This window comes from Phenylobacterium sp. (genome assembly GCF_016793285.1).
Lineage (GTDB): Bacteria > Pseudomonadota > Alphaproteobacteria > Caulobacterales > Caulobacteraceae > Phenylobacterium.
In genome coordinates, this window is the sequence record NZ_JAEUMO010000194.1 from 1 (window position 1) to 22,671 (window position 22,671).

Here is a 22,671-nt window from a genome sequence, read left to right on the forward strand (position 1 = left end):
CACCAGCGGCAGGATCCGCCACGACATCTTGCGGATCGCCGAGCGCTCCAGCGCGGCGTCGTCGGTATCGGCCATCGTGTCCCCCCGCGGCGAAGCCGCGGTATTGGAACCACAGAAAACACGGAAGACACAGACGGGCGGAATGGCGTGCGCCGGGTGCGCCTCAACTGGAGTCGTCGTCGCATTCCCAGGACGGGAGGTCGATGGGCGGGGCCAGGCGGCCATTGAAGGGGTCGGGGTTCGGGGTCGGCCTGCGGCGCTCGGGCGGCTTTGCGGCGGCCCCGGCCCTGCGGGGTGGCGCGGGCGCGTCGGCCTCGACCCCACGCGGGTCGAGGAACTCGGCGTCGGCGGCGCGCACGGCCTTCATGATCACCGCCTGGAAGTGGGCCAGATCACGCTGGTGGGCTTCGGCTCTGTCCGCTGGGAGCGACATGAGCATAAAGGGAACGCAGAAACCGCCGGAAAGCAAAGTTGTCGAACGCGGCGCGGCAAAGCCGCGGTCGATGAAACCGCGGAATACGCGGAAGGACGCGGAAGGATGCCCTGCCCGGCCGCGAGGCTTGAAGATGAGCCACCATTCGTGGACGTTCCGCGACGCAAGCACGGGTTCGAGGCCGTGCAGCGGGTCATGCGCAAATACTACGGAGCGACGAGGCATCCCGCTGAGGCGGTAGCAGGCGCCCGGCTAGCCAAGGCAGGAGCAGGGAATGACCATCCTCATCACCGGCGGGACCAAGGGCATCGGGTTCGGGATCGCCGAGCGGCTGGTCTCCCGCAACGAGCCGCTCGTGCTCGGGTATCACGCCGACGAGGCCGCGGCGGAGGCGGCCGTGGCGCGGCTCCAGGCGCTCGGAGCGAGCGCGGTCGCCGTCCGGGCAGACGTCGGCGCGATCGAAGGGTGTGCGGCGCTGGTGCGGGCGGCGGGTGAGGTTGTGGGCGGCGGGGCGCTGTCGGTCGTGCATTCGGCGGCTTCGATCTATCCGACGGCGTTGCTGGAGGCGGACCTGCCGCGGTTCACTGAGGCGGTGCAGGCGAACGGGCTGTCGCTGCTGTACCTCGTGCAGCAGGGGCTGGCGTGGATGGGGCGCGGGTCGTCGGTGGTGTTCATCTCCAGCGCCGGCGCGCGGACGGTGCTGGCGAACTATGCGGCGCTGGGGTGCGGCAAGGCGCTGGCGGAGAGCCTGGTGCGCTACCTAGTGCCCGAGCTGGCGCCGCGGGGGATCCGGATCAACGCCGTGGCGCCGGGGCTGACAGCGACCACGTCGGTGGCGCAGATGGCCGGGAGCGCCGAGGCGGCCGAGCGGGTGCTGGAGCGCGGGGCGCGCGCCAACCCGTCGGGGCGGCTGACCGAGGCGGCCGACTATGCGGCGGTGGTGGCGTTCCTGCTGAGCGATGCCGCCGCGTTCGTGCAGGGGCAGGTGGTGCATGTGAACGGCGGGGCGTGGGTGGGGTAACCGCCCTTCCCCTTGCTCCCCACGGCCATCATCCCCGTTCTCGCGGGACGCGAAGGCCGGGATGACACGGGGGTGCGGAGCGGGTTGCGCTAGGGCCGCGGCCGGAAGCGCTTGCTGGCGGGGAAGCCTTTGGGGGCGAGTTTGCCGGCGGCGGTTCTACGGCCGACCCATTCGCGCCAGTCGGGCCACTGGCGGGTGCGGCCGGAGGCGTCGACGGTGGTCATGCCTTCTTCCGACCTGAAGACGGCGGCGTCGCGCAGGCCGCCCTCGCGGTAGGCCTGGAGCTTCACGCCCTTGCCGCGGGGCATCTCGGGGAGCTCGGCGGTCTCGAAGATGAGCAGCTTGCCGTTGTCCCCGATGACGGCCATCCGGTCGTCGCCGTCGAGCGGGAGGCTGACCAGGGCCGTGCCGTTCAGCACCTGCTTGCCGGCGCGGCGGAAGGCGATGGCCTCCTCTTCCGGCAGGATGAAGCCGTAGCCCTCCTTCGAGGCGAGCACGCGGCGGCGGCCAGGCCTGTGCGGGAAGACGTCGATGAGGCCGACCTTGTCGTCGAGGTCGATCATCAGGCGCAGCGGCTCGCCGTGGCCGCGGGCGCCGGGGAGGTTGTTGCAGGCCAGGGTGAAGAAGCGACCGTCGTTCGCGAAGATGAGCAGCTTGTCGGTGGTCTCGGCCGGGACCAGGAACTGGAGCTTGTCCCCCTCCTTGAACTTCAGCTCGGAGGGGTCGTCGACGCGGCCCTTGGCGGCGCGGATCCAGCCGCGTTCGGAGAGGATGATGGTGATCGGCTCGCGCACGATCATGGCCTCGAGAGCGGCCTCGGTGTCGATGGTGGGGGCCTCGGCGAAGGCGGAGCGGCGGACGTTGAGGTCGGCGAGCTGGGCCTTGGTGTCCTTCAGGCCCTGGCCCACCAGCTTCCATTGCAGCTTGTCGGAGGCGAGCATGGCCTGGATGCCGTCGCGTTCCTCGCTGAGTTCGGCGTGCTCGCGACGGATCTCCATCTCCTCCAGCCGCGCGAGCTGGCGAAGGCGGGTGTTGAGGATGGCGTCGGCCTGGATCTCGGTGAGGCTGAAGGTCTCGATCAGCCGGGCCTTGGGCTCGTCCTCATAGCGGACGATCCGGATCACCTCGTCGAGGTTGAGGTAGGCGATCATCAGCCCGTCGAGGATGTGCAGGCGGGCTTCGATCTTCGCGAGGCGGTGGCGGGCGCGGCGGACCAGCACCTCGCGGCGGTGGTCCAGGAAGGCCCGGAGCGCCTGCTTCAGGTTCATGACGCCGGGCGTGCCACGGGCGTCGAGGACGTTCAGGTTGACGCTGAAGCGGGTCTCGAGGTCGGAGAGCTTGAACAGGCTCTCCATCAGGACGTCGGCCTCGACGTTGCGGCTCTTGGGTTCGAGGACGAGGCGGACGTCCTCGGCGGACTCGTCGCGCACGTCCCCCAGCAGCGGGGCCTTCTTGTTGTCGATGAGCTCGGCGAGCTGTTCGACCAGGTCGGCCTTCTTAACCTGATACGGGATCTCGGTGACGACGATCTGGTACATCCCCTTGCCCAGATCCTCCTTCTCCCAGCGGGCGCGGACGCGGACGCCGCCGCGGCCCGTGGAGTAGACGTCGATGAGGTTGGCGCGGGGCTCGACGATCACGCCGCCGGTCGGGAAGTCCGGCCCCTGGACGTGGGTCATCAGGGCCTCGACGCTGCTCTCCGGGTCGTCCAGCAGCATGAGGCAGGCGTCGATCAGCTCGCCGGCGTTGTGCGGCGGGATCGAGGTGGCCATGCCGACCGCGATGCCGGTCGAGCCGTTGGCGAGCAGGTTCGGGAAGCCGGCGGGCAGGACGACGGGCTCGTCGTCGCTGCCGTCGTAGGTGGGCTTGAAGTCGACCGCGTCCTCATCGATGCCGTCGAGCAACAGCATCGCCGCCGTGGTCAGCTTGGCCTCGGTGTAGCGCATGGCCGCGGCGTTATCGCCGTCGATGTTGCCGAAGTTCCCCTGCCCGTCGACGAGCTGGTAGCGCTGGGCGAAGTGCTGCGCCATGCGCACGAGGGTGTCGTAGATCGCCTGGTCGCCGTGCGGGTGGTAGGAGCCCATCACCTCGCCGACCACCTTGGCGCACTTGCGCGCGGCGGCCTCGGGGTTCAGCCGCATCTCGCGCATGGCGTAGAGCACGCGGCGCTGCACGGGCTTGAGGCCATCGCGGACGTCGGGCAGCGCGCGGTCGGTGATGACGCTGAGCGCGTAGGCCAGGTAGCGGCGGCTGAGCGCCTCGCCGATCGGCTCGTCGATGATGCGGTCGGAGGGGCCGGTCGGGTCGGAGGGCGGCGGGGTGTCGAGGGGCATCCGAGGAATCACAAGCGGTAGACGTGCCGCCCTCTCTAGCGCGCCCTGCCGGCCGCGTCCCTGCGCGGAGCGTCCCAATCCCCAGCTTCCACGCCTGCCGGGCGGCATCCCCGGCTTGTCCGGCGGACGACGAGCCCGGCGTGGCGACGTCCAGGGCTAAGCGGGCGTTTACCAATTCGCAGGATGCTCTGCGGGGGTGTTCCGCGCCGGCGACTCGCCGGCAGCATGGCCGCCTCGGGGCGTGGCGGGGCGCCAGACGAGGACGGGACGATTACCGAGTACGCACCCTTCGCAGGTCCTGCGCCGCCGGCCGCCGCCGCGCCGCGGACCCGCCGCCGGCGCGGGGACAAGCGCTCCGCCGAGTTCGGCGTGCGCGGCGGGCTGGCCTTCGCGGTCATCGCCGCGCCGCGGATGAACGCCGCCGCCTGGTTCGGACTGGCCGTCGCCGTGCCGTGCGTGCTGCTGGCGCTGGCCGCGTCGGTGACCCAGGCGGGACTGCCGCAGGCGGCGGGGCTCTATTCGGCGCTGCTGCTGACGCCGGCGGTGCTGCTGGCGCTGAACTCGCTGGAGAAGCGGCGCGCGCCGCAGACGCCTGCCGAGATGCGCGACCACGACCTGGCGCACGCCCTGGTGCTGACCGTCGGCCAGGCCTGCGGACTGCTGTTCGTGGTGATGCTGGGCGTGCGGTTCTCGGGCGAGGCGATCGCGGTGGGCCTGGCGATGGCGGGCACGCCGCTGTTCCTGGCGGTGCTGAGGAACGTGTGGCGGCGGGCGGTGAAGCCGCTGGACGAGCGGCTGGCGCCGACGTTCGAGGCCTCGGCCGGCCGCAACTGGACCGCCGAGTGGCTGGAGGCCGAACTGCAGCGCAACCCGATCCAGCGGGGCGCGCCGGTCACGGTCCTGAGGCCGCGCCCGGCGTCGCGGGTGACCCTGACGGTGACGCCGGCGCCGGTCGACGAAGGCTGGATGCGCGCCGGCGACGAACCCCCCGCCGCGCGGGTCGCTTAGAGCATTCGGCGGTTCGCTTGAATCGCCGAATGCTCAAGACTCTTGATAGGATAGACCATTCGGCTTCCCCACCTCGGACCAACCTAAGCGCCGAATGGTCTAGCCAATCATCACTGCCCGCCCTTGTCGGCTTCCTCGGCCATGCGGGCGCCGCGCAGGATGCCCTCCATCGCGTAGTTGCCCTCGTGGCACGCGTATTCGTAGATCTGGCCCTTGGCGGGCTTGAAGGAATACTCGCCCGACCAGGCCTGGGTGTAGTGAACCGGGTCCTCCACCGTGAACTGGTAGAGCAGTTCGTCCCTGGCGATGCGGGTGAACCGCTCGGTCACCGTGCCTTGCGACGAGACCGGGGTCAGGGTCCGCCCCTCCTGGATCGGGTTCACGTTCTTCGTCTCGGCGACGAGGGTGTCGCCTTCCCACCAGGCCACCGTGTCGCCAAGCCAGGGCCGGATCACGGCGGGGGCGTGCGACGCGCGGGCCTCCTTCGCCGAGGCGAAGATCGGGGCGATCCGGACGTCGTGGTTCATTTCCAGGTCGATGACGAAATAGCCCGGCGTGACGAAGAAGCTGTAGTTGTTGTTGTAGATCGCATTGAGCATCACCGGCCCGCCCGCGTCGCTCTGGGCGATCAGGCACCGCTCGCGGATCGGCAGGTCCTCAGGCCCGGCGTAGGCGCCCTTGCCCGAGCGGTATTCCGCCCCGTCCCGGATCGTGAGCGCCAGGCTCCTGGCCCGGTCGCGGAACGGCATCCTGCCGTCGGCCGGACTGGTGATGAACGACGAGCGCGCCTCGCCGCGGACGCGCATCAGCCCCTCGCCGGCGTCGATCCAGAACGAGTTGTAGCCGGCGGTGGCGTTCTCGTCCTTGAACGCGCCCTGGCTGAGGTCGGAGCGGCCGTTCGCCGCGTCGCGCCGCGCCGTCGTGGCCTTGTCGACCTGCTCGGCCCGCGCGTTGGGCACGACGAGCTGGGAATAGGCGGCGGACCGCTCGAGCTGGGTGACGGTCGCGTTGGTCCACACCCCGTCGAAGTTGCGGGCCAGCGCCCTGGGCGCGGCAGGCGGCGCCTGGCCCGACGCCGGGCCGGCGAGCATCACGGCCAGCGCCGCGGCCGCGGACGTGGAGCCTCGTAGCATCGCAGGTCCTCCCAGAGCTTCCGGCATGGTCACGCCGCGCGATTGGAAGGCACGGTATGCCGCTTGGCAGGGGATGGGCAAGGCATCCCCGCCCCCGCTCATCCCCAGACGCGAGGATGAGCGGGGGCTTTGAAAGGCCCTTGACGGCGACGTTTACCGATGTAATCGATGGGCGACGATTACGGACGTAAACATGATGGGCGCACCGAAGATCAGTACGGCCGAGAGCGCGGTGATGGAGGCGTTGTGGCGGAAGAGCCCGCTCAGCGCCGAGGAGATCGCCGCCGAGGTGGCCGAGCCGCAGGGCTGGACCCTGGCGACAGTGAAGACCCTGATCAACCGGCTGCTGAAGAAGGCGGCCATCGGGGCGACGCCGGAGGGGCGTCGCTACCTCTACCACCCGCTGGCGCCGCGCGCGGACTGGCTGGCGGCCGAGAGCAAAGGGCTGCTGGACCGGCTGTTCGACGGCCGCCTCGCGCCGATGGTCAGCCACCTCTCGCAGGCCAAAGCGCTGACGGGGGACGACATCGCGGCGTTGCGGAAGCTGATCGCCGAGATCGACGAGGAGGACGCGCAATGATCCTGGACCTCCTGGACGCCCTGGCGCGCGTCAATCTCGCCATTGGCGCCGCCGTGCTGGTGGTGCTGCTGGTGCGCAAGCCGTCACGGCGCGCGTTCGGCGCACGCTCGGCCTACCTGCTGTGGATCGTGCCGCTGCTGGCGGGGCTCGCTGCGCTGGGGCCGCCCTTGGCGCTCGGGCCGGCGACGCCCGCGCCGCTGGCCGCGCCCGCCGCGATGGAGGCCGTGGTCGAAGTGGTGGCGGTCGCCGCCGACACGGCGGTGAGCCGGGCGCCGAGCCTGCCCGTGGTGCTGGCCGTGCTCTGGGGCCTGGGCGGGCTCGCCGCGGCGGCGCTGCTGCTGAGCCGCCAGGCGCGGTTCGTCTCGGCGCTGGGGCGGCTGACGCCGATGGCGCCGCGGATCTACCGGGCCGAGCGACCCGGCACGGGGCCGGCGGTGATCGGCGCCTTCTTCCCGCGCATCGTGGCGCCGGCCGATTTCGAGGCCCGCTTCGGCCCGCAGGAGCGCGAGGTGGTGCTGGCGCACGAGCGCGCGCACCTGGCGCGCGGCGACGCGGCCGCGAACGCGGCGGCGGCGGCGATGCTGTGCCTGTGCTGGTTCAATCCCCTCGTGCATGTGGCGGTCTGGCTGATGCGGCTGGACCAGGAGCTGGCGTGCGACGCCGCGGTGCTGAGCCGCTTCCCGGAGAAGCGCCGGCTCTACGCCGAGGTGCTGCTGAAGACCCAGCTCGCCAGCCAGGCCCTGCCGTTCGGCTGCTGCTGGCCGCCGGCCAGCGAACATCCCCTCAAGGAGCGTATCGTCATGCTGAAGGCCCCCCTGCCCGTTACCGCCCGCCGCCTGGCCGGCGCGGGCTTCGTGACGCTGCTGGCCGCCGCCGCCGCAGGGGCCGCCGCCTGGGCCGCCCAGCCCGGGCAGCCGAAGGTGGCGCTGGCGCCCGGCGCCGCGCCGTCGGCCGCGGACGACAGGCCCTGCTCTGCCGCGGAGACTCGGCTCTACAACTGCAAGGACGACGCGGGTCCGACATGGCTGGCGCAGCCCACCCTGGACGAGGTGATGGCGGTCTATCCGAAGGATGCGCTGAACGCGGGCGCGTCCGGCAAGGCGATCCTGAACTGCCTGGTCGATCCGGCGTCGGGGCGCATGCAGGACTGCATCGCCGTCCGCTACGTGAACGTGGGGCCGCGGAAGCCCGCGCAGTACGACTTCGAGCGCCCGGCGCTGAAGCTGGGGCCGCTCTACCGGGTGGACACGGCGAGCCTGCCGAAGAACGCCAAGGGCGAGTATCCACGGATGCAGATCGCGGTGTTGTTCATGGCCCCGGGCGCGGACCCGGCCGTGGTGGGCGCGCGGGCCCTGCCCCGGACGGCCACGGCGGTCGCGACGGACGCCAGCGCCGCCGAGCCGGCCGCGCGGGCCACGCCCACCCAGGCCGCCGCGCCCGCGACGGTCGCGACAGCTGCGACCGCGCCGGTGCTGCCAGAGTGGATCGACAAGCCGGACGGGCTCGACGTGGCTCGGGTCTACCCGGCCGCCGCAAGCGCCGCGAAGCTGGAGGGCCGCGCGACGCTGGAATGCGGTGTGGACGGCGAAGGCCGCCTCACGCACTGCAAGGTGGCGAGCGAGGCGCCGGCGGCGGCCGGTTTCGGCGAGGCGGCGCTCCAACTCGCCGCCGAGTTCCGCATGAAGGAGAAGGACCGCAACGGCGTGAACACGAACGGCGGGATGGTGCGCATCCCGTTCAGGTTCACGACGCCTTCCTCCTGAAGCCCCCGGTCCAGCGAGCGCGGCCGTGAAGCTGTTGATCGGAACGCCGACCTACAACGGGTCGGTGACGGGGCTCTTCACCCAGTCGCTGGTCGGGTTGTTCAACCGGCTGGGCGGCCGCGACGTGGAGTGGCGGACCGCCAAGGCGGTGCTGATCGTCCAGGCGCGGAACCAGTTCGCGAGCCTGTGCCTCGAGGGCGGCTATTCGCACCTGCTGTTCCTGGACGCCGACGTGGATTTCCATCCGCGGGTGGTGGAGCGGATGCTGGCGTTCGACCGGCCGCTGGTGGCGGCGGCCTATCCGCACCGGGCGCTGAGCATCCCGGCGTTCCACGCGGCGGCGCAGCGGTACGACCGGCCGCAGGTGGCGATGGCGGCGGCGCTGACCTTCCCGGTGGAGCTGGAGGCGCCGCGGGTGACGCGCGGCGAGTTCCACCGAGCGGTCCTCGCGCCGACGGGGATGATGCTGATCCGGCGCGAGGTGTTCGAGGCGATGCGCAACGCCTGGCCCGAGCTCCATTGCGCCACAGCGCCGAACCCCGAGGACTTCGGCGGCCTGTCGCACGTGCTGCAGTGCTTCGATCCGCTGCCCGACGCGCGGGGCCTGAAGATGGGCGAGGACGTCTCGTTCTGCCGCCGCTGGCGCGACCTGGGCGGCGAGATCTGGGTCACCTTCGACGAGAGCATCGGCCACACCGGGCCCTACACGTTCCGGGCCGCGCCGAACGGGTGAGGCTGATGATTGAGATGGGTGGGAAGCGGACCTTGCCTGGTCAGCCCGCACAGCGTTCTGGGCGGTCCTTGAGGCGGTAGTCGTCCTTCCAATCCACGACCGACACCCGCCCCCGACAAACGAACCACGGGAGCGACGCACCTCGATAGCGGCTGTTCTCGCCAAACTTGGCAACGCCGTGCGCGCCGTACATGTGCCCTCGCCGCATCGGGAGGCGATCGACGTCAACCACAAAGCCTTGAGGGACCTTGCCGATGGTGACCTTGCGCAGAGCGACGCAGCCGTTCACCGCCTTGATGGACCATACGGGCTCTACCGCCCGACGGTTCGGCCACTGCTCCTCGCCGACTTTGAGCTCGTAGATGCACAACGAAGATATTTTGCGAAGGGAGAGCGTCACGTTCCCGTCTACGCCGGACGCGACGATCACGAAGCCAGGAGAGCACGATCCGCAGAAGAGCAACGCAGCGCTGACAAGTACCCCGATTGCTGCGCGCGCTGGAAGTTTCATCGCCTCAGCGTAGCTCTTGCGCGCATGTCCGCAACGGGTCGGTTGCGGATCCTCGCGGCGGCCAACCCTTCTTTGCGGGAGGAGGTAGCGCGCGTAGCGTGCCGGATGAGGGGTTGCGCGAGCCTCTGGCGCGTCAGCGCCGCCCGTTCAACACAAAGGTCACCAAGGTCACAAAGAGACTGGCGTCAACCTTGGTGCCTTTTGGTGCGCTTGGTGGTCCGGAACAACAGCGCCTGCGGCGCGCGGAGAGCCGTTCGCTCAGCGCGACCCCTCATCCGTCAGCCTGCGGCCGACACCTTCTCCCGCAAGGGGAGAAGGAGCAGGAGAGGCTCCCGGCGGGTATAAGCCACGCGCCGAGCTCCGCCTCAGCGCGTGTCGCCCACCAGTGCCCGGATGTCCTTGAGCAGGACGAAGAGGTGCATCGGGTCGGTGGGCGAGGCGATGAAGTCGAAGTGGTCGTAGAAGGCGCGGGCTTCGTCGTCCGTGGCGTGGACGGCGAGCGCGCGGAGACCGGCGATGTCGGCGGCCTGGAGGGTGCGGAGCATGGCGTTCCCGGAATTAAGCAATCGCTTTCACCCGGCGTTCAACGCGAGCGGCAAGCTTCGCCGTGATGCAATTGGCTGCTCCGCCTCGTCTGAATGTCGGAGCCTGGTTCGCGCTTGCCGCGGCCGGGCCGGCGGCGATGCTGGCGGTGGCGGCGGCGGTGACGCACGAGGGCGTGGAGCACGACGCGGGCCTGTGGGCCGCGGGCCTGCTGGCGCCCGCCGTGGCGCTGGCGCTGCATACGCTGGGGGTCCGGCGCCGGCGCCCGGGACCGCCGCCGGGCGACCAGGTGCTGACCGCGGCGTTCGCGCTGACGGTCAGCGAGGCGGCCGCGGTGCTGCTGTCGGTGCTGATGGGCGCCCCGCTTCCTGGCCAGGCGGTGGCGAGCGCGCTGGCGGTCTCGGCGATCCCCCTCACCGGCGCGGTGGCGGTCTATCTGCTGAAGGCGGCCGCACCCAACTTCTCGCTACAGCCGACCGGCCTCGCGCAGGCGCTCCAGCAGCCAGACGCGGGCGGGCGGCAGGGGCCGGTTGAGTGGGCCGAATATGTGCGCCTCCAGGAAATGGCCGGTGAGGTCGAGGCCGGCGGCGATGTCGCCGGCGCCGAGGCGGCCCCCGGCGGCGTTCTGGGCGGAGAGCAGGAACGGCGGGAGCGCGAGGAGCCGGTCCTTGTAGGGTTCGCCCGCCTCGCGGCTGACGGCGCGGCCGGTGCGGGGGCTGACGTAGGTGAGGTCGTCGACCGCGCCGGTGGCGGCGCACTTGGAAAGGTCGAGGCCGAAGCCGAGGTCCTGCAGCAGCCCCGCCTCGAAGCGCACGAAGACCGCAGGCCAGATCTCCGGGTGCAGGAAGGCGGCTGCGAGCGCCTCGAAGGCGAGGAAGGCCCCCGGATGTGGCTCCCGCTCCGGAAGCGCGCCGGCGGTCACCGCGGCGGCGGCGGCTATCCCGGCCAGCGCCAGTGGATCGTCGAAGAGCGCTGCGGGCCCCTCACCCTGGGGCTCCAGGGTCGCCGAGCCCAGTTGTTCGGCGACGCGGGCGCGGTAGCGGACGAGGCCGCGCGCGCCGGCCTGCATGTGGGGCCGCATGCGCCTGGAGGCGCCGCCGGCGACGTGGGCCGCCCAGCGACCGTGACGGGCGGTGAGCAGGTCGACGATCGCGCCGCTCTCGCCATGGGCGCGGGCGCCGAGCACGAAGGCGTCGTCCGTGAATTCCATCGCCTCAAGCTGTGGGCGCCCGCCGACGAAATCCAGCCCCCCGAGGAACAGCTCGCAACGGGGGCCTACGAAAAGGCGCTCGGCGAGCTGAAGGACCTGCTGGCGACCTATCGCACTCAGGTGGTGCGCGAGACCCGCCAGGCGGCGGCGTAGACTCTACCCCCGAGAGAAGGCCGCAGACCGTCGCAAACGGCCGTGCTCGGAGCCCCGCGGACAGGGCGCCACGAAAAATTCTCGCCGACATGGCCCGCTTTCCGGCCGGTTTGCGCATCCCATCACGACGAGACCCTCGTTCGTGTTTTGGGAGGCTGCATTGAACCTGTCCTGGAAGACCGCCCTCGCGGGCGCCGTTTCCGCCCTGGCCCTGGCCGCCGCGCCGGCCCAGGCGGCGAACTATGTGCTGAACCTGAGCGGGAGCGCGTTCGACACCACGACGAACAGCTTCACGTTCAACGGCCGCGACTACGACACCGGCGCGCTGGAGCTGACCGGCTTCGACCCGTTCGTGCTGGAGAACGGCGACACCGTCGAGGTGACCGTCGACATCACCTCCGGGCCGCTGTTCCCGTTCATCGTGCCGCTGCGCCAGGAGATGTTCTTCGGGCTGAACTTCGCCGACATCTCGGGCGGCGCGCAGCCGACGTCGGCCGAAGCGCACGGCTTCATGACGGTGGACGGCGGGCCGGAGTTCGAGGTCGGGTGCAGCAACTGCACCAGCTTCATCCACGGCGAAGCGAACAACCCGTTCTACTTCACGACCCTGACCACCCGCGGGACCTTCACGCTGGACGCGCCCTACCAGGTCAACTCGATCACGGTGAGCTACCAGGTCAGCGGACCATCGTCCGCCGGCGTGCCCGAGCCGGGCGCCTGGGCGCTGATGATCCTGGGCTTCGGCGGGGCCGGTGCGGCGCTGCGTCGGCGCAAGGCCGCCTTCGCCTGACGGGAATGGGCCGTGGGCCCGGTTCACCTTGAGCGCGGCGCGTGATTCGAGAATCAAGCAGCGCGCTCTAGATTCTTGATTTCGCATCGTTATCGCCGAAGGCTGGCGGCCATTCTTCGGCACGATGCTCTAGTGGGTTCGCGACTTCAGGGCGCCGTCCGCACCATCCGGGCGGCGCCCTCGCCTTATCGGCAGTAGCGCGCCCGGGCCTGGCGCAGCAGCTTGAGCGATCCGCCGTCGTCGAGGGCGGCGTAGCGGCCGGTGCGCTGGAGGTCGGCGAAGACGGCGTCGGCCGCGCCGTAGCGCTGGCAGGCGACCGCGATGCGGCCGGCGCGGGCCTCCACATCGCCCAGCGCGGCGACCGCGACCGCATAGTCGCGGGCGTAGATGGCCACGCCCTCGTGGGCGAGCATCAGCCGCCGCCGGGTTTCCACCACGCGCGCCAGCAACTCGGCGGCTTCGGCCGGGCGGCCCAGCGCCGAGAGCGCCTGGCCGTAGGCGTTGTCGAGCATGCCGGAGGCGCGGGCGGCATCGTAATCCTCGGGCTCGGCGTCGGCGACGGCGCGGGCCTCCGCCACCCCGCGGGCCAGGATCGGCTCGGCCTCCCGGAACGCGCCGGCGTCCAGCAGCGTGGTGCCCAGCGCCCAGCGCGCACGCGGGAGCTGGCGGATCACGGTGGGATCGTCGGGCCAGCGGCGCGCCGCCTCTTCCAGCAGCGCCATGCGACGGCGGTAGGGCGCGATGGCCGGCCGGGAGCCCTGGGCGTAGTAGGTCGCCTCGGCCAGGGAATCTTCGAGCACCGCGGCGCTGAGGATCGCCTCGCGGGGGTCGGCGGGCGCGGGCGCGGCCAGGCCCTGGCGGGCCACGCTCAGCGCCTCGGGATGGCGGCCCTGCCAGATGCGAAGCGCCGCCATCTCCGCGAACCAGTCGCGCTGGAGCCCCGGGATCGGCTGGGCAGGGTCGAAGATGAGTTCGCGGGCCTCGGCCAGGTAGCGCTCGGTCGCCGGGAAGTCGTTGTCGATCATCACGGTGACGTGCGCCTGATCCAGGCGCGCGCGGGCGCGCAGTTGGCGGCCGGCCGCGCCGGGGATGTCTCGCGCCAGGGCATAGGCGGTGGCGAGGTTCTTCTGCGCCCCCTGGGTGTCGCCCAGGTTGGCGCGGCCGGGACGGCCCTGGACCTCGGCGAGGCGCAGGAGGCCGCGGACGGACTCCTCGCGGACTTCCAGCGGCGCATCGGGGCTCCTGGCGAGGCGGTCGAGGTAGGCCTGGGAGACCTTGGCGGCCTCGTTGCGCAGTTCCAGGGAATGCGGCTGGCGCTCGAGCCGGTCGCCGAGGTCGAAGAGCAGGTAGCGGGCGGCGCCGCGGGCCTGCTCGAACCGCGCCCGGGCCTCGGCGCGGGCGGCTTCGGCGCGGTAGTAGCTGACCGTGGCTGCGATCGTGGAGCCGGCCAGGACCAGGATCGTCGCCGCGACGAGGCCCACGCCCCAGCGATGGCGGGCGACGAACTTGCGGGCCGCGTAGGCGACGCCCTCCCCCGCCCGCGCCTCGACGCCGAAACCGCCCTGCCACCGGACGAGATCGGCGATGAGGTCGGCGACGCTGCCGTAGCGGTCGGCCGCCCGCGGCGCGCTGGCCTTGGCGGCGACGGCGGCGAGGTCGGCGTCGCCGCGGCCGTCGACCAGGCCGGCCAGGACGAGGCCCAGGGCGAAGACGTCGTCGGCGACCACGGGAGCCGCGCCCTCGATCCGCTCCGGGCTGGCGAAGTCCGGCGTCATCGGGAAGACGCCGTCGCCCTCCTCGCCCAGCAGCCGGGCGATGCCGAAGTCGAGCAGGCGCACCCGGGCCTCGCCGTCGACCAGGATGTTGGAGGGCTTGAGGTCGGCGTGGACGATCAGGTGGCCGTGGGCGAACTGCACCGCCTCGGCCGCCTGGACGAAGAGCGCCACCACCTCGCGCAGCGGGCGGCCCGGCGCGGCCTCGTCGATGGGGCGGCCGGCGACATATTCCATGACGAGATAGGGCGCGCCGCCGTCGGGCAGGACGCCGCCGTCGATCAGGCGCGCGATGTTGGGGTGTTCGAGCCGCGCCAGGATGCGGCGCTCCTCGGCGAACCGTCCGGCGGCGAGCGGGGCCAGGTGGCTCCACACCAGCTTCACGGCGACGGTCTGCTCGAACAGGCCGTCGGCGCGCTCGCCGCGCCAGACCTGCCCCATGCCCCCCTCGCCGATCTTCTCGACCATGCGGAAGACGCCCACCTGCTGCGGCGGCGGACCCGCGGGGCCGAGCGGCGCCGGCGCCTCGGTCGGCATGATCCGGCTGGCGCTGCGCGAGGTGCGTTCCAGCGCCTCGACGCGGGCGACGACGGCGGGATCGAAGCGGGACAGCAGGCGGCTGCGGTAGCGCGCGTCGCCGGGCCGCTCGCTCAGGCGCTCGAACAGCGCCATGGCGCGGCGTTCGCGATCAGGCTCCAGCGGCAAGGTAGTCGAGCAGCCAGGCGCGGGCGCCGGCCCAGCGGCGCTTCACCGTCCGCTCGGGCATGCCGGTGGCCCGGGCGGTCTCCTCGACCGTGAGACCGAGGGTGAAGCGCAGCTCGACGATGCGCGCATGCTCGGGCGAGAAGGCGGCCAGGGCCTCCATGGCGCCGTCGAGATCCTCGACCCCGATCACGTCCTCGCGGTCGCCGCCGGGGAACTGGGTGAGGATCGGCGGCACGACCCGCTTGGCGGCGCGGGCGCGGCGGGCTTCGTCGATCAGCACGCGGCGCATGGTGCGTCCGGCCATGGCCAGCATGTGGCCCTGGTCGTGGATCTTGCCCGGCATCGACTGGATGAGGCGCAGCGAGGCCTCGTTGACGAGGTCGGTGGGCTGCATGCGCTGGCGCATGCTGTCGCCGGCCATGATGGCGCGGGCCACACGGCGCATGTCCTCGTAGCAGGCCGCGAGCAACTGCTCGTAGTTGGTCGGCTCGGCGCCTTCCACGTCCTGGCTGGGATTCGTCATCCGGCCCATAACGCCCATTGTCCATCGAACGCGCTTGCGGACAAGGACGGGCTCGCCCGGCGCGAGAACCACTCGCGCGAGGCGCGCGTCCCCGACACCCGCCCACCGCGACAGTCGCCGGGGAACTAGCTGTCGAAGTCGAGGCCGACGCTGCCGTAGAATTCGCGCTTGTCGGCCCAGCGTTCGTCGACGGTGACGTGCAGGAAGAGGTGGACGCGGCGGTCGAGGAGTTCGGTGAGTTCCTCGCGGGCCTTCTGGCCGATCCACTTCAGGGTCTGGCCGCCCTTGCCCAGGATGATCGGCCGCTGGCTCTCGCGCTCGACGTAGATGGTCTGCTCGATGCGGACCGAGCCGTCGTTGCGTTCCTCGAAGGCGGTGGTCTCGACGGCGGCCGAGTACGGCAGTTCCTCGTGGACGCGCAGGTAGAGCTTCTCGCGGGTGATCTCGGCGGCCAGCAGGCGGGCGGGCAGATCGGCGGTCTGGTCTTCGGGGTAGAGCCAGGGGCCCTCGGGCATGAGGGCCGCGAGGCGGCCCTTCAGGTCGTCGACGCCCGATCCGGTCTTGGCCGAGATCATGAAGACCTCGTCGTAGACGCCGGTTTCGAAAAGGGTCTGCGAGACGCCGAGCAGGTCCTCGCGCTTCACGCCGTCGATCTTGTTGAGGGCGAGGATCGCCTTCCTGCCCGCGGTCCCGAGGCCACCGACGATGGCTTCGACGTCCGCCTGGGCCTTGCGGTCGGCGGGGCTGTCGTGGAGCTGGGCGGGTACGTCGACCAGGTGGACGACGGCGTCGGCGTCCTCGGCCCCGCCCCAGGCGGCGCGGACCATGGCGCGGTCCAGGCGGCGGCGCGGCGCGAAGATGCCGGGGGTGTCGACCAGCACGATCTGCGCGTCGCCTTCGATCGCGACGCCGCGGACCGGGAAGCGCGTGGTCTGCACCTTCTGGGTCACGATCGAGACCTTGGCCCCGACGAGGCGGTTGGTGAGCGTGGACTTGCCCGCGTTGGGCGCGCCGATGATGGCCGCGAAGCCGGCTTTCTGGGTCATGTCTCGTTGTCCGCTTCGGACTGGACGCCCTCGCGCTTCAGCAGCATGGAGGTGGCGGCCGACTTCTCGGCGGCCTGGCGCGAACCGCCCTCCCCGCGCTCCTCGCCGAAGCCCTGGACGCGGACGGCGACGGTGAAGGCCGGCGCGTGGGCGGGCCCGCTGCGGGCGACCACCTCGTAGGACGGCAGCGGCAGGCCGAGGCCCTGGGCCCACTCCTGCAACTGGGTCTTCGGATCCTTGGCGCGCGGGGCGTCGAGGCCCGCGAACTCCTCGGACCAGAACCGCTCGAAGAAGGCCTTGGCCGTCTCCAGCCCGCCGTCGATGTAGAGGGCCGCGATCAGCGCCTCGCAGGCGTCGCCCAGGACCGCGTCGGACCTGCGGGCGCCCACCTTGGTGGCGCTGGCCGAGAGGCGCAGCGCCGGCGGCAGGCCGCAGCGCTCCGCGGCGCGGGCGCAGGCGTGGTAGTTCACGAGGCTGGCCAGGCGGCGCGACATGTCGCCTTCGCGCGCGTCCGGGTCGAGGGCCATCAGGCGCTCGGCGGCGCAGAGGTTCAGCACCCGGTCGCCCAGGAACTCCAGCCGCTCGTTGTGGCGCACCTCGCGCGCGCCGTCGCCGACGGAGGCGTGGGTCAGCGCGCGCTCCAGGAGGTCGCGGTCGGTGAAGACGTGGCCGATGCTGCGCTCGAGAGCCTCGACGGCCGCGTTTCGCGCGTTCACTTGAGGATCTTGAAGAACCGGCTCGGCCGCGCGTCGAGCACCCAGGTCCACGGCTTGAAGATCGAGGCTTCCGGCTTCCACGAGAGCAGGATGATCTGGGCCTTGCCGACCAGGTTCTCCTCCGGCACGTAGCCCACGCCCTGCAGGGCGGGCGGCACGCGGCTGTCGGACGAGTTGTCGCGGTTGTCGCCCATCATGAAGTAGTGGCCCTCGGGGACGACGAAGACCTCGGTGTTGTCCAGCTCGCTGTCCGTGCCGAAGTCCTGGGTGACGAACTTCTTCCCCGTCTTCAGCGTCTCCTGATAGCGGGCGATCTCGCGCACGCCGTAGCCGGTGTCGCTCTGGATCGGCGAGAGCATGTCGCGCTGGACCACCTCGTCGTTCACGTAGAGCAGGCCCTGCTTCATCTGCACCCGGTCGCCCGGCAGGCCGATGACGCGCTTGACGTAGTCGGTGTGGCCGTCGCTGGGCAGCTTGAAGACCACGATGTCGCCCCGCTTGGCCTTCTGATCCATGATCCGGCCCTGGAACAGCGGCGGGCTGAACGGGATCGAGTGGCGCGAGTACCCGTAGGACCACTTCGAAACGATGATGTAGTCGCCCTCGTAGAGGTTGGGCTCCATCGACGCCGACGGAATGGTGAAGGGCTGGAACAGGAAGATGCGCAGGACGAGCGCAATGAGCAGGGCATAGACGATCGTCTTGACGATCTCGACCAGCTCCTGGACCGCGCCGGGCTGCTTCGCCTCCGCGTTCTGCACGTCTTCGCTCATGGGAATCCTTGTTCGCGCCCCCGCGTGCCGGCGCGGGTGTTTGCTAGCCGCTCCCTGGCGCATGAGCAAGTTCGGCGCCCGCGAACAGTGCGGCAGGCGACGTTGGGGCGCGGGTGGATGACGAACTCCGCGGTAGCGGAGACTCCCTCAGGATTCGAACCGCGGAAGACGCGGAACGACGCGGAGGGCGCCCGGCGCGCCTTCCGCGTGTTCCGCGGTTTGCCGGCAAAGCCTGCGGCGCGGACAGGCGTGGCCACTGTAGTCCGAGTGGACTCCTGACACGGGGGCGGCGGGGACTATGTAGCGGGCATGGCGCGTCCCCTGCCCGCTCTGCATCTGTTGGCGGCTCTCGTCGTGGTGGCGGTGTGGGGGACGAACTTCGTCGTCATCAAGTGGGGACTGGCCGACTTTCCGCCGCTGACGTTCGCGGCGCTTCGGTTCACGTTCGCGACGTTGCCGGCGGTGTTCCTGCTGAAGCGGCCCGAAGTGAGCTGGCGGCTGCTGGCGATCTACGGCGTCCTGATCGGCATCGGCCAGTTCGGCCTGCTCTACATCGCGATGACCGGGTGGATCTCGCCGGGGCTGGCGAGTCTCGTCATCCAGGTGCAGGCGTTCTTCACGATCGGGTTCGCCATGCTGGCGGCGGGCGAGCGGATCCGCGGCTTCCAGGTGGCCGCGCTGGCGCTGGCGGCCGCGGGCCTGGGGTGGCTGGTGGCGCACCTGAACGCGGAGGTGACGCCGCTCGGACTGGGCCTGGTGCTGGTCGCGGCGCTGTCCTGGGCGGGCGGCAACACGGCGCAGCGGGCGGCCGGGCCGGTGAACGCGCTGAGCTTCGTCGTGTGGTCGAGCCTCTTCTCGGCGCCCCCGCTGTTCCTGCTGGCGTTGACGGTCGAGGGCTGGCCGGCGGTGTCGTCGTCGATCGCGCATGCGGACGCGGCGGCCTGGGGGGCGGTGCTGTGGCAGTCGGTGGGCAACACCCTCTTCGGCTATGCGGTCTGGGGCTGGCTGCTGGCGCGGCATCCGGCCGCGTCGGTGGCGCCGCTGGCGCTGCTGGTTCCGGTGTTCGGGATGGGCGCGTCGGCGGTGTTGCTGGGCGAGCCCTTGACGAGCTGGAAGGTGACGGCCGCAGTGCTGGTGCTTGGGGGCCTGGCCCTCAACACCCTGGGACCGCGATTCGCGCGCAAGTTCGCCCGGACCGCGACCACGACCACGACCTGAGGAGCCGCGCCATGCCCGCCCGCGAGACCGTCGACGCCTTCGTGGCGCAGGTGCTGCACGGCGATCACGTGGAGGCGATCCGCGACTGGTACGCCGACGACGCGTCGATGGCCGAGAACCAGGCGCCGCCGAGGGTGGGCCGCGAGATGCTGATGGAGGGCGAGCGGCAGATGCTGGCCCGCTCGGCCAAGGTGGTGACCGAACTGGTGGCGCCGCCGCTGGTGGACGGCGACCGCGTGGCGATCCACTGGCGCTTCACGATGACCTCGCACAAGGGCTCGGTCCGCAGCTTCGAGGAAATCGCGCTGCAGGAATGGCGTGGCGACAGGATCCAGCGCGAGGTGTTCTGGTACGATCCCGCGCAGATGGCGGCCAAGGTGGAGGCGTGAATCCTCCGATACCGCGGGGGTTACTTTTCCGCTGCGGCCTTGATCGCCGCCAGCCCTGCCCTCATCCAGCCGGCGTAGGGGCCGTTGAGGAAGGCGAGCTTCAGGAGGAAGCCGCCCAGACCCACACCCAGGAAGCCCGGGAACCGGTCGCCCTTCAGCTCGAAGCTGTAGGTCCAGGTGAGCCGGGTCGTGTCGCCCTCGGCCACGTAGTGGAAGTCGCCCAGACCGTAGCGCAGCGGCTCGGCGGCGGGCGTGGTGTAGCCCCAGACCTGGTAGCGGAAGCGCCAGTCGACATCGGTGCGGGTGTTCTCGACCACCTCCTCGATGACGGTGGTGTCGTCGGTGAGGAAGACGAGGTGGCGGCCGCCGACGGGCCCGAAGCCCGGCGGGTTCAGCGCCAGCGTGTCGGTGACGCCCGGGAGGCCCGAGGCGGCCGGGTGCCGGGCGCTGAGCGGGGTGCGGTCGACGGCCGCGACGACCTGGGCGAACGGGCGGTCGATGACCACCTGCTCGACGTGGCTGACCAGCTTCTGCGGCCCCGCCAGCGGCGGCCTGGGGCTCTCGACGAAGCCGGGCGGCGGCGTGCGGACGGCGGTTTCGGACATCGGCGGACCCCCGGTTGGCGGCAAGGCCGCGGCGGCTTCCCGAGCGGGATACCGCCGCGCACGACGGCTGGATGCCGCTACTTGATCTTGATGGTCGCCGCACCCTGCGGGCCGACGAGTTCGAAGCTGTCGCCCGACTTCTTGTCCTTCGGGTACTCGACGCACTGCTCGTTGGGATCGAAGTTCGACTTCGTGCAGAGCTTGTCGCCGTCGCGGCGCCACTCGCCGGTCACCTGGCCGTCCATGGCGGTGAACTTGCCGTCGGGCGTGTAGGTCACGTCGATGTCCATGCCCTGGACGTTGAGGACGATGCCCTTGGACGTGACTTCGTCGATGGTGTCGGCGAGGGCCGACGTCGCGAAGCCTTGGGCGAAGGCCAGGGCCGCGGCGGCGGCGATGATGGTGCGCATTGTGACGTCTCCCCGGTGGTTCTCCTGCGGAACCTGCCGGCGATCCTAGCATGAGGACCTTCGCCCGGCGCGCCGCTTGACGGGCGTCGTCGAAGTGCGGTCGAACAGAGGTTCGACGGGAGACTGCACCGATGGCGTCCGGACTGGCCGCACTGCTGGACGACGTGGCCGCGATCGCCAAGCTGGCGGCCGCCTCGCTGGATGACGTGAGCGCCGCGGCCGGCAAGGCGGGCGTGAAGGCGGCCGGCGTCGTCGTCGACGACACCGCGGTCACGCCCAGCTACGCCATGGGCTTCACGCCCGACCGCGAACTGCCGATCGTGGGCAAGATCGCGCTCGGGTCGCTGGCCAACAAGTTCCTGATCCTGCTGCCCGTATCGCTGCTGCTGTCGGCGTTCGCGCCGTGGGCGGTGACGCCGCTCCTGATGCTGGGCGGCGCCTATCTCTGCTTCGAGGCGACCGAGAAGATCCTCGAGTCCTTCGACCACGAGGAGGTCGGCGACGAGCCCGGCGAACTCGCGCTGTCGTCGCGCGAGATCGAGAAGCAGAAGGTGAACGGGGCCATCCGCACAGACTTCATCCTCTCGGCCGAGATCATGGCGATCTCGCTATCCCAGGTGGAGGATCAGTCCCTGGGCGTGCAGGCGGCGTCGCTGGCGGTGGTGGCGGCGGCGATCACGGTCGGCGTCTACGGCGTGGTCGGGCTGATCGTGAAGATGGACGACATCGGCCTGCACCTGTCGCGCCGGCCCCTCGCCTCGACGCGGGCGCTGGGCCGCGGCCTCGTGAAGGCGATGCCCGTGGTGCTGGCGAGCCTCGCCACGATCGGTACGGCGGCGATGCTCTGGGTCGGTGGCGGCATCGTCGTCCACGGGCTGCACGAGTACCACTTCACGCCCATCCCGACGTGGGTCGAGCACGCGGCCGCGGTGGCGGGCCAGGCCTCGCCCGTCGCGAGCGGCGCGGTGAGCTGGATCGTGACCGCTCTGCTCTCGGCGGTGGTCGGGCTGGCGGTGGGCGGGGTGCTGGCCGGCGCGCTCCATCTGGTGAAGCGCGGGAAGCACTGAGCCCCGCTTTGAACGTCATCCCGCGGCCTGTCCGCGGGATGACGAACCGAGAGGATGTGAAGGCTCAGGTCTCGACGCGGGTCCAGGTCTGGCTCTTGCAGAGCACGTTGGCGAACAGGCAGCCCTTGGCCCGGAGCGTCCTGGCGTCCAGCGGTTCGGCCGAGCCCGTGAAGGTGCGGTTGAGGTCGGGGATGAAGACCTTGCCCTGCCAGACCCCGTTCTTCTTCGGCTGGAACTCGCGGAAGAGCTGCTGGCCGACCAGTTCCTTCGTCCCGCCCTCGCGCGCGTCCTTCTTGGCCTTCTCGCTGGCCCAGACCACGTAGCCGCAGGCGCCCTGCGGGCAGGGGCGGATGTCGACGTGGACCGAGTTCTTGGGATTCTTCCACACGCCGAACAGGCTGGGCTCGGCCGCGCCGGCGGGAACGGCGGCACCGATCGCGAGGGCTGCGGCGAGGGCGACGGACTTCAGGTTCGGCATTCAGGCTCTTCCGGAACGGTGACGCTTCCCCGATCGGGGAGCAGGCATATGGGGCGTCGCCGATGAGCGTCAAATGAACAGCGTTCGTGGCGATGGCATGACGATCCGCCCGAGAATGCGTTCCGCGCGCCCCCGGCGAGCCGCGGATGAGCGGAGGATCAGTCTTCCGGCAGCGCCTCGATGATGACGAACGCCTGCGCGTAGGGGTGGTCGTCGGTGAGCGTGAGGTGGATGACGGCCCGCATGCCGGGCGGGGTCATCTCGGCCAGGCGCTGGGCCGCGCCGCCGGTGAGCGCCATGGTCGGCTGGCCCGAGCGCATGTTCACGACACCCATGTCGCGCCAGAAGACGCCGCGGCGGATGCCGGTGCCGAGCGCCTTGGCGCAGGCCTCCTTGGCCGCGAAGCGCTTGGCGTAGCTGGCGGCAGCGTCGGCCTTGCGGTCGGAGCGCACGCGCTCGACCTCGGTGAAGACCCTCTGCTTGAACCGGTCGCCGAACCGGTCGAGCGAGGCCTGCACGCGACGGATGTCGGAGAGATCGGAGCCGAGACCGAGGATCATGCAGCGGCCTGGCTGCGGGCTTCGTCCATCAGCGCGCGCATGCGCTGGATGGCGGGACCGAGCCCGATGAAGATCGCCTCGCCGATCAGGAAGTGGCCGATGTTGAGCTCGGCGAGTTCGGGGATGGCGGCGATGGGCTTCACCGTCTCGTAGTCGATGCCGTGGCCGGCGTGGACCTCGAGGCCCAGCTCGCGGGCC

General features: G+C 71.1%; 26 protein-coding genes. 10 read left to right on the forward strand and 16 right to left on the reverse strand.

Annotated features, from left to right (window positions below; all coding sequences use genetic code 11):
- Positions 1–163: 163 nt before the first annotated feature.
- Positions 164–367, reverse strand: coding sequence for a hypothetical protein (locus JNL41_RS16775; protein ID WP_293476932.1), 204 nt, complete (start codon positions 365–367; stop codon positions 164–166).
- A 340-nt stretch (positions 368–707) separates the two neighbouring features.
- Here JNL41_RS16775 and JNL41_RS16780 point away from each other — a divergent pair, with 340 nt between their 5' ends.
- Positions 708–1,454, forward strand: a complete 747-nt coding sequence (locus JNL41_RS16780) for an SDR family oxidoreductase (RefSeq protein WP_293476934.1) — start codon at positions 708–710, stop codon at positions 1,452–1,454.
- 89 nt (positions 1,455–1,543) lie between these two features.
- Here the strand turns inward: JNL41_RS16780 and parC are convergent, their stop codons facing one another.
- Complete coding sequence (gene parC, locus JNL41_RS16785; RefSeq protein WP_293476936.1) at positions 1,544–3,787, reverse strand: DNA topoisomerase IV subunit A; 2,244 nt, start codon at positions 3,785–3,787, stop codon at positions 1,544–1,546.
- 225 nt (positions 3,788–4,012) lie between these two features.
- Here parC and JNL41_RS16790 point away from each other — a divergent pair, with 225 nt between their 5' ends.
- Positions 4,013–4,795 (forward strand): hypothetical protein, encoded by a 783-nt coding sequence (locus tag JNL41_RS16790; protein ID WP_293476938.1) that lies wholly within the window; start codon positions 4,013–4,015, stop codon positions 4,793–4,795.
- A gap of 110 nt (positions 4,796–4,905) precedes the next feature.
- On the opposite strand, the gene JNL41_RS16795 is transcribed toward JNL41_RS16790, so the two are convergent.
- Entirely contained in the window at positions 4,906–5,928 is a 1,023-nt protein-coding gene (locus tag JNL41_RS16795) for a hypothetical protein (protein WP_293476940.1), read from the reverse strand.
- Between the two features lie 196 nt (positions 5,929–6,124).
- Here JNL41_RS16795 and JNL41_RS16800 point away from each other — a divergent pair, with 196 nt between their 5' ends.
- From JNL41_RS16800 to JNL41_RS16810, 3 genes are read left to right on the forward strand one after another with little or no spacing between them, the layout of a single operon-like run.
- Positions 6,125–6,508, forward strand: a complete 384-nt coding sequence (locus JNL41_RS16800) for a BlaI/MecI/CopY family transcriptional regulator (RefSeq protein WP_293476981.1) — start codon at positions 6,125–6,127, stop codon at positions 6,506–6,508.
- Positions 6,505–8,271, forward strand: a complete 1,767-nt coding sequence (locus JNL41_RS16805) for a TonB family protein (RefSeq protein WP_293476942.1) — start codon at positions 6,505–6,507, stop codon at positions 8,269–8,271. The genes JNL41_RS16800 and JNL41_RS16805 overlap by 4 nt, the downstream gene beginning before the upstream one ends.
- Before the next feature lie 25 nt (positions 8,272–8,296).
- Entirely contained in the window at positions 8,297–9,004 is a 708-nt protein-coding gene (locus tag JNL41_RS16810; RefSeq protein WP_293476944.1) for a hypothetical protein, read from the forward strand.
- A 40-nt stretch (positions 9,005–9,044) separates the two neighbouring features.
- Here JNL41_RS16810 and JNL41_RS16815 read toward each other — a convergent pair whose 3' ends face one another.
- The 3 genes from JNL41_RS16815 to recO form a co-directional block, all read right to left on the reverse strand.
- Positions 9,045–9,374, reverse strand: a complete 330-nt coding sequence (locus JNL41_RS16815; protein WP_293476946.1) for a hypothetical protein — start codon at positions 9,372–9,374, stop codon at positions 9,045–9,047.
- Positions 9,375–9,880: 506 nt separating this feature from the next.
- Entirely contained in the window at positions 9,881–10,060 is a 180-nt protein-coding gene (locus JNL41_RS16820; protein ID WP_293476948.1) for a hypothetical protein, read from the reverse strand.
- 464 nt (positions 10,061–10,524) lie between these two features.
- Positions 10,525–11,268, reverse strand: coding sequence for a DNA repair protein RecO (gene recO / locus JNL41_RS16825; protein ID WP_293476950.1), 744 nt, complete (start codon positions 11,266–11,268; stop codon positions 10,525–10,527).
- On the opposite strand from recO, the gene JNL41_RS16830 reads away from it, so the two are divergent.
- Together JNL41_RS16830 and JNL41_RS16835 are read left to right on the forward strand one after the other, a co-directional pair.
- Positions 11,224–11,421, forward strand: coding sequence for a hypothetical protein (locus JNL41_RS16830; RefSeq protein WP_293476952.1), 198 nt, complete (start codon positions 11,224–11,226; stop codon positions 11,419–11,421). The two genes, recO and JNL41_RS16830, sit on opposite strands and share 45 nt — an antisense overlap.
- A gap of 160 nt (positions 11,422–11,581) precedes the next feature.
- A complete protein-coding gene (locus JNL41_RS16835) occupies positions 11,582–12,211 on the forward strand; it encodes a PEPxxWA-CTERM sorting domain-containing protein (protein WP_293476954.1) in 630 nt (209 codons plus the stop codon).
- Positions 12,212–12,396: 185 nt separating this feature from the next.
- Here JNL41_RS16835 and JNL41_RS16840 read toward each other — a convergent pair whose 3' ends face one another.
- From JNL41_RS16840 to lepB, 5 genes are all read right to left on the reverse strand, one after another.
- Entirely contained in the window at positions 12,397–14,655 is a 2,259-nt protein-coding gene (locus JNL41_RS16840) for a serine/threonine-protein kinase (RefSeq protein ID WP_293476955.1), read from the reverse strand.
- 16 nt (positions 14,656–14,671) lie between these two features.
- Positions 14,672–15,211, reverse strand: a complete 540-nt coding sequence (locus JNL41_RS16845) for an ECF-type sigma factor (protein ID WP_293476957.1) — start codon at positions 15,209–15,211, stop codon at positions 14,672–14,674.
- A gap of 125 nt (positions 15,212–15,336) precedes the next feature.
- Complete coding sequence (gene era, locus JNL41_RS16850; protein ID WP_293476959.1) at positions 15,337–16,257, reverse strand: GTPase Era; 921 nt, start codon at positions 16,255–16,257, stop codon at positions 15,337–15,339.
- Positions 16,254–16,973 (reverse strand): ribonuclease III, encoded by a 720-nt coding sequence (rnc, locus tag JNL41_RS16855; RefSeq protein WP_293476961.1) that lies wholly within the window; start codon positions 16,971–16,973, stop codon positions 16,254–16,256. Before rnc ends, era begins: the two co-directional genes overlap by 4 nt.
- Positions 16,970–17,746, reverse strand: a complete 777-nt coding sequence (lepB, locus tag JNL41_RS16860) for a signal peptidase I (RefSeq protein WP_293476963.1) — start codon at positions 17,744–17,746, stop codon at positions 16,970–16,972. The genes rnc and lepB overlap by 4 nt, the downstream gene beginning before the upstream one ends.
- Positions 17,747–18,055: 309 nt before the next feature.
- Between lepB and JNL41_RS16865 the strand changes: the two genes are divergently transcribed.
- Together JNL41_RS16865 and JNL41_RS16870 are read left to right on the forward strand one after the other, a co-directional pair.
- Positions 18,056–18,964, forward strand: coding sequence for an EamA family transporter (locus JNL41_RS16865; protein ID WP_293476965.1), 909 nt, complete (start codon positions 18,056–18,058; stop codon positions 18,962–18,964).
- A gap of 11 nt (positions 18,965–18,975) precedes the next feature.
- Positions 18,976–19,353 carry a nuclear transport factor 2 family protein gene (locus JNL41_RS16870; RefSeq protein WP_293476967.1) on the forward strand — a complete coding sequence of 126 codons (378 nt, stop codon included), beginning with the start codon at positions 18,976–18,978 and terminating at the stop codon, positions 19,351–19,353.
- Between the two features lie 20 nt (positions 19,354–19,373).
- Here JNL41_RS16870 and JNL41_RS16875 read toward each other — a convergent pair whose 3' ends face one another.
- Together JNL41_RS16875 and JNL41_RS16880 are read right to left on the reverse strand one after the other, a co-directional pair.
- Positions 19,374–19,958 (reverse strand): SRPBCC family protein, encoded by a 585-nt coding sequence (locus JNL41_RS16875; RefSeq protein WP_293476969.1) that lies wholly within the window; start codon positions 19,956–19,958, stop codon positions 19,374–19,376.
- A 77-nt stretch (positions 19,959–20,035) separates the two neighbouring features.
- Complete coding sequence (locus JNL41_RS16880) at positions 20,036–20,368, reverse strand: hypothetical protein (RefSeq protein ID WP_293476971.1); 333 nt, start codon at positions 20,366–20,368, stop codon at positions 20,036–20,038.
- Between the two features lie 131 nt (positions 20,369–20,499).
- Between JNL41_RS16880 and JNL41_RS16885 the strand changes: the two genes are divergently transcribed.
- Complete coding sequence (locus JNL41_RS16885; protein WP_293476973.1) at positions 20,500–21,435, forward strand: DUF808 domain-containing protein; 936 nt, start codon at positions 20,500–20,502, stop codon at positions 21,433–21,435.
- A gap of 64 nt (positions 21,436–21,499) precedes the next feature.
- Here the strand turns inward: JNL41_RS16885 and JNL41_RS16890 are convergent, their stop codons facing one another.
- From JNL41_RS16890 to JNL41_RS16900, 3 genes are all read right to left on the reverse strand, one after another.
- Positions 21,500–21,913 (reverse strand): DUF2147 domain-containing protein, encoded by a 414-nt coding sequence (locus tag JNL41_RS16890; protein ID WP_293476975.1) that lies wholly within the window; start codon positions 21,911–21,913, stop codon positions 21,500–21,502.
- 158 nt (positions 21,914–22,071) lie between these two features.
- A complete protein-coding gene (acpS, locus tag JNL41_RS16895; RefSeq protein ID WP_293476977.1) occupies positions 22,072–22,473 on the reverse strand; it encodes a holo-ACP synthase in 402 nt (133 codons plus the stop codon).
- A partial coding sequence (locus JNL41_RS16900) for a pyridoxine 5'-phosphate synthase (protein ID WP_293476979.1) occupies positions 22,470–22,671 on the reverse strand: 202 nt, incomplete at its 5' end. The genes acpS and JNL41_RS16900, both read right to left, overlap by 4 nt.

What these genes read in the sequence shown, in the direction of transcription:
- JNL41_RS16775 (WP_293476932.1), bottom strand. Translation starts at nt 367, where the DNA reads ATGAAGGCCGTGCGCGCCGCCGACGCCGAGTTCCTCGACCCGCGTGGG.
- JNL41_RS16780 (WP_293476934.1), top strand. Translation starts at nt 708, where the DNA reads ATGACCATCCTCATCACCGGCGGGACCAAGGGCATCGGGTTCGGGATC.
- parC (WP_293476936.1), bottom strand. Translation starts at nt 3,787, where the DNA reads ATGCCCCTCGACACCCCGCCGCCCTCCGACCCGACCGGCCCCTCCGAC.
- JNL41_RS16790 (WP_293476938.1), top strand. Translation starts at nt 4,013, where the DNA reads ATGGCCGCCTCGGGGCGTGGCGGGGCGCCAGACGAGGACGGGACGATT.
- JNL41_RS16795 (WP_293476940.1), bottom strand. Translation starts at nt 5,928, where the DNA reads ATGCTACGAGGCTCCACGTCCGCGGCCGCGGCGCTGGCCGTGATGCTC.
- JNL41_RS16800 (WP_293476981.1), top strand. Translation starts at nt 6,125, where the DNA reads ATGGGCGCACCGAAGATCAGTACGGCCGAGAGCGCGGTGATGGAGGCG.
- JNL41_RS16805 (WP_293476942.1), top strand. Translation starts at nt 6,505, where the DNA reads ATGATCCTGGACCTCCTGGACGCCCTGGCGCGCGTCAATCTCGCCATT.
- JNL41_RS16820 (WP_293476948.1), bottom strand. Translation starts at nt 10,060, where the DNA reads ATGCTCCGCACCCTCCAGGCCGCCGACATCGCCGGTCTCCGCGCGCTC.
- JNL41_RS16830 (WP_293476952.1), top strand. Translation starts at nt 11,224, where the DNA reads ATGGGCGCGGGCGCCGAGCACGAAGGCGTCGTCCGTGAATTCCATCGC.
- recO (WP_293476950.1), bottom strand. Translation starts at nt 11,268, where the DNA reads ATGGAATTCACGGACGACGCCTTCGTGCTCGGCGCCCGCGCCCATGGC.
- JNL41_RS16840 (WP_293476955.1), bottom strand. Translation starts at nt 14,655, where the DNA reads ATGGCGCTGTTCGAGCGCCTGAGCGAGCGGCCCGGCGACGCGCGCTAC.
- JNL41_RS16845 (WP_293476957.1), bottom strand. Translation starts at nt 15,211, where the DNA reads ATGACGAATCCCAGCCAGGACGTGGAAGGCGCCGAGCCGACCAACTAC.
- era (WP_293476959.1), bottom strand. Translation starts at nt 16,257, where the DNA reads ATGACCCAGAAAGCCGGCTTCGCGGCCATCATCGGCGCGCCCAACGCG.
- lepB (WP_293476963.1), bottom strand. Translation starts at nt 17,746, where the DNA reads ATGAGCGAAGACGTGCAGAACGCGGAGGCGAAGCAGCCCGGCGCGGTC.
- JNL41_RS16865 (WP_293476965.1), top strand. Translation starts at nt 18,056, where the DNA reads ATGGCGCGTCCCCTGCCCGCTCTGCATCTGTTGGCGGCTCTCGTCGTG.
- JNL41_RS16870 (WP_293476967.1), top strand. Translation starts at nt 18,976, where the DNA reads ATGCCCGCCCGCGAGACCGTCGACGCCTTCGTGGCGCAGGTGCTGCAC.
- JNL41_RS16875 (WP_293476969.1), bottom strand. Translation starts at nt 19,958, where the DNA reads ATGTCCGAAACCGCCGTCCGCACGCCGCCGCCCGGCTTCGTCGAGAGC.
- JNL41_RS16880 (WP_293476971.1), bottom strand. Translation starts at nt 20,368, where the DNA reads ATGCGCACCATCATCGCCGCCGCCGCGGCCCTGGCCTTCGCCCAAGGC.
- JNL41_RS16885 (WP_293476973.1), top strand. Translation starts at nt 20,500, where the DNA reads ATGGCGTCCGGACTGGCCGCACTGCTGGACGACGTGGCCGCGATCGCC.
- JNL41_RS16890 (WP_293476975.1), bottom strand. Translation starts at nt 21,913, where the DNA reads ATGCCGAACCTGAAGTCCGTCGCCCTCGCCGCAGCCCTCGCGATCGGT.
- acpS (WP_293476977.1), bottom strand. Translation starts at nt 22,473, where the DNA reads ATGATCCTCGGTCTCGGCTCCGATCTCTCCGACATCCGTCGCGTGCAG.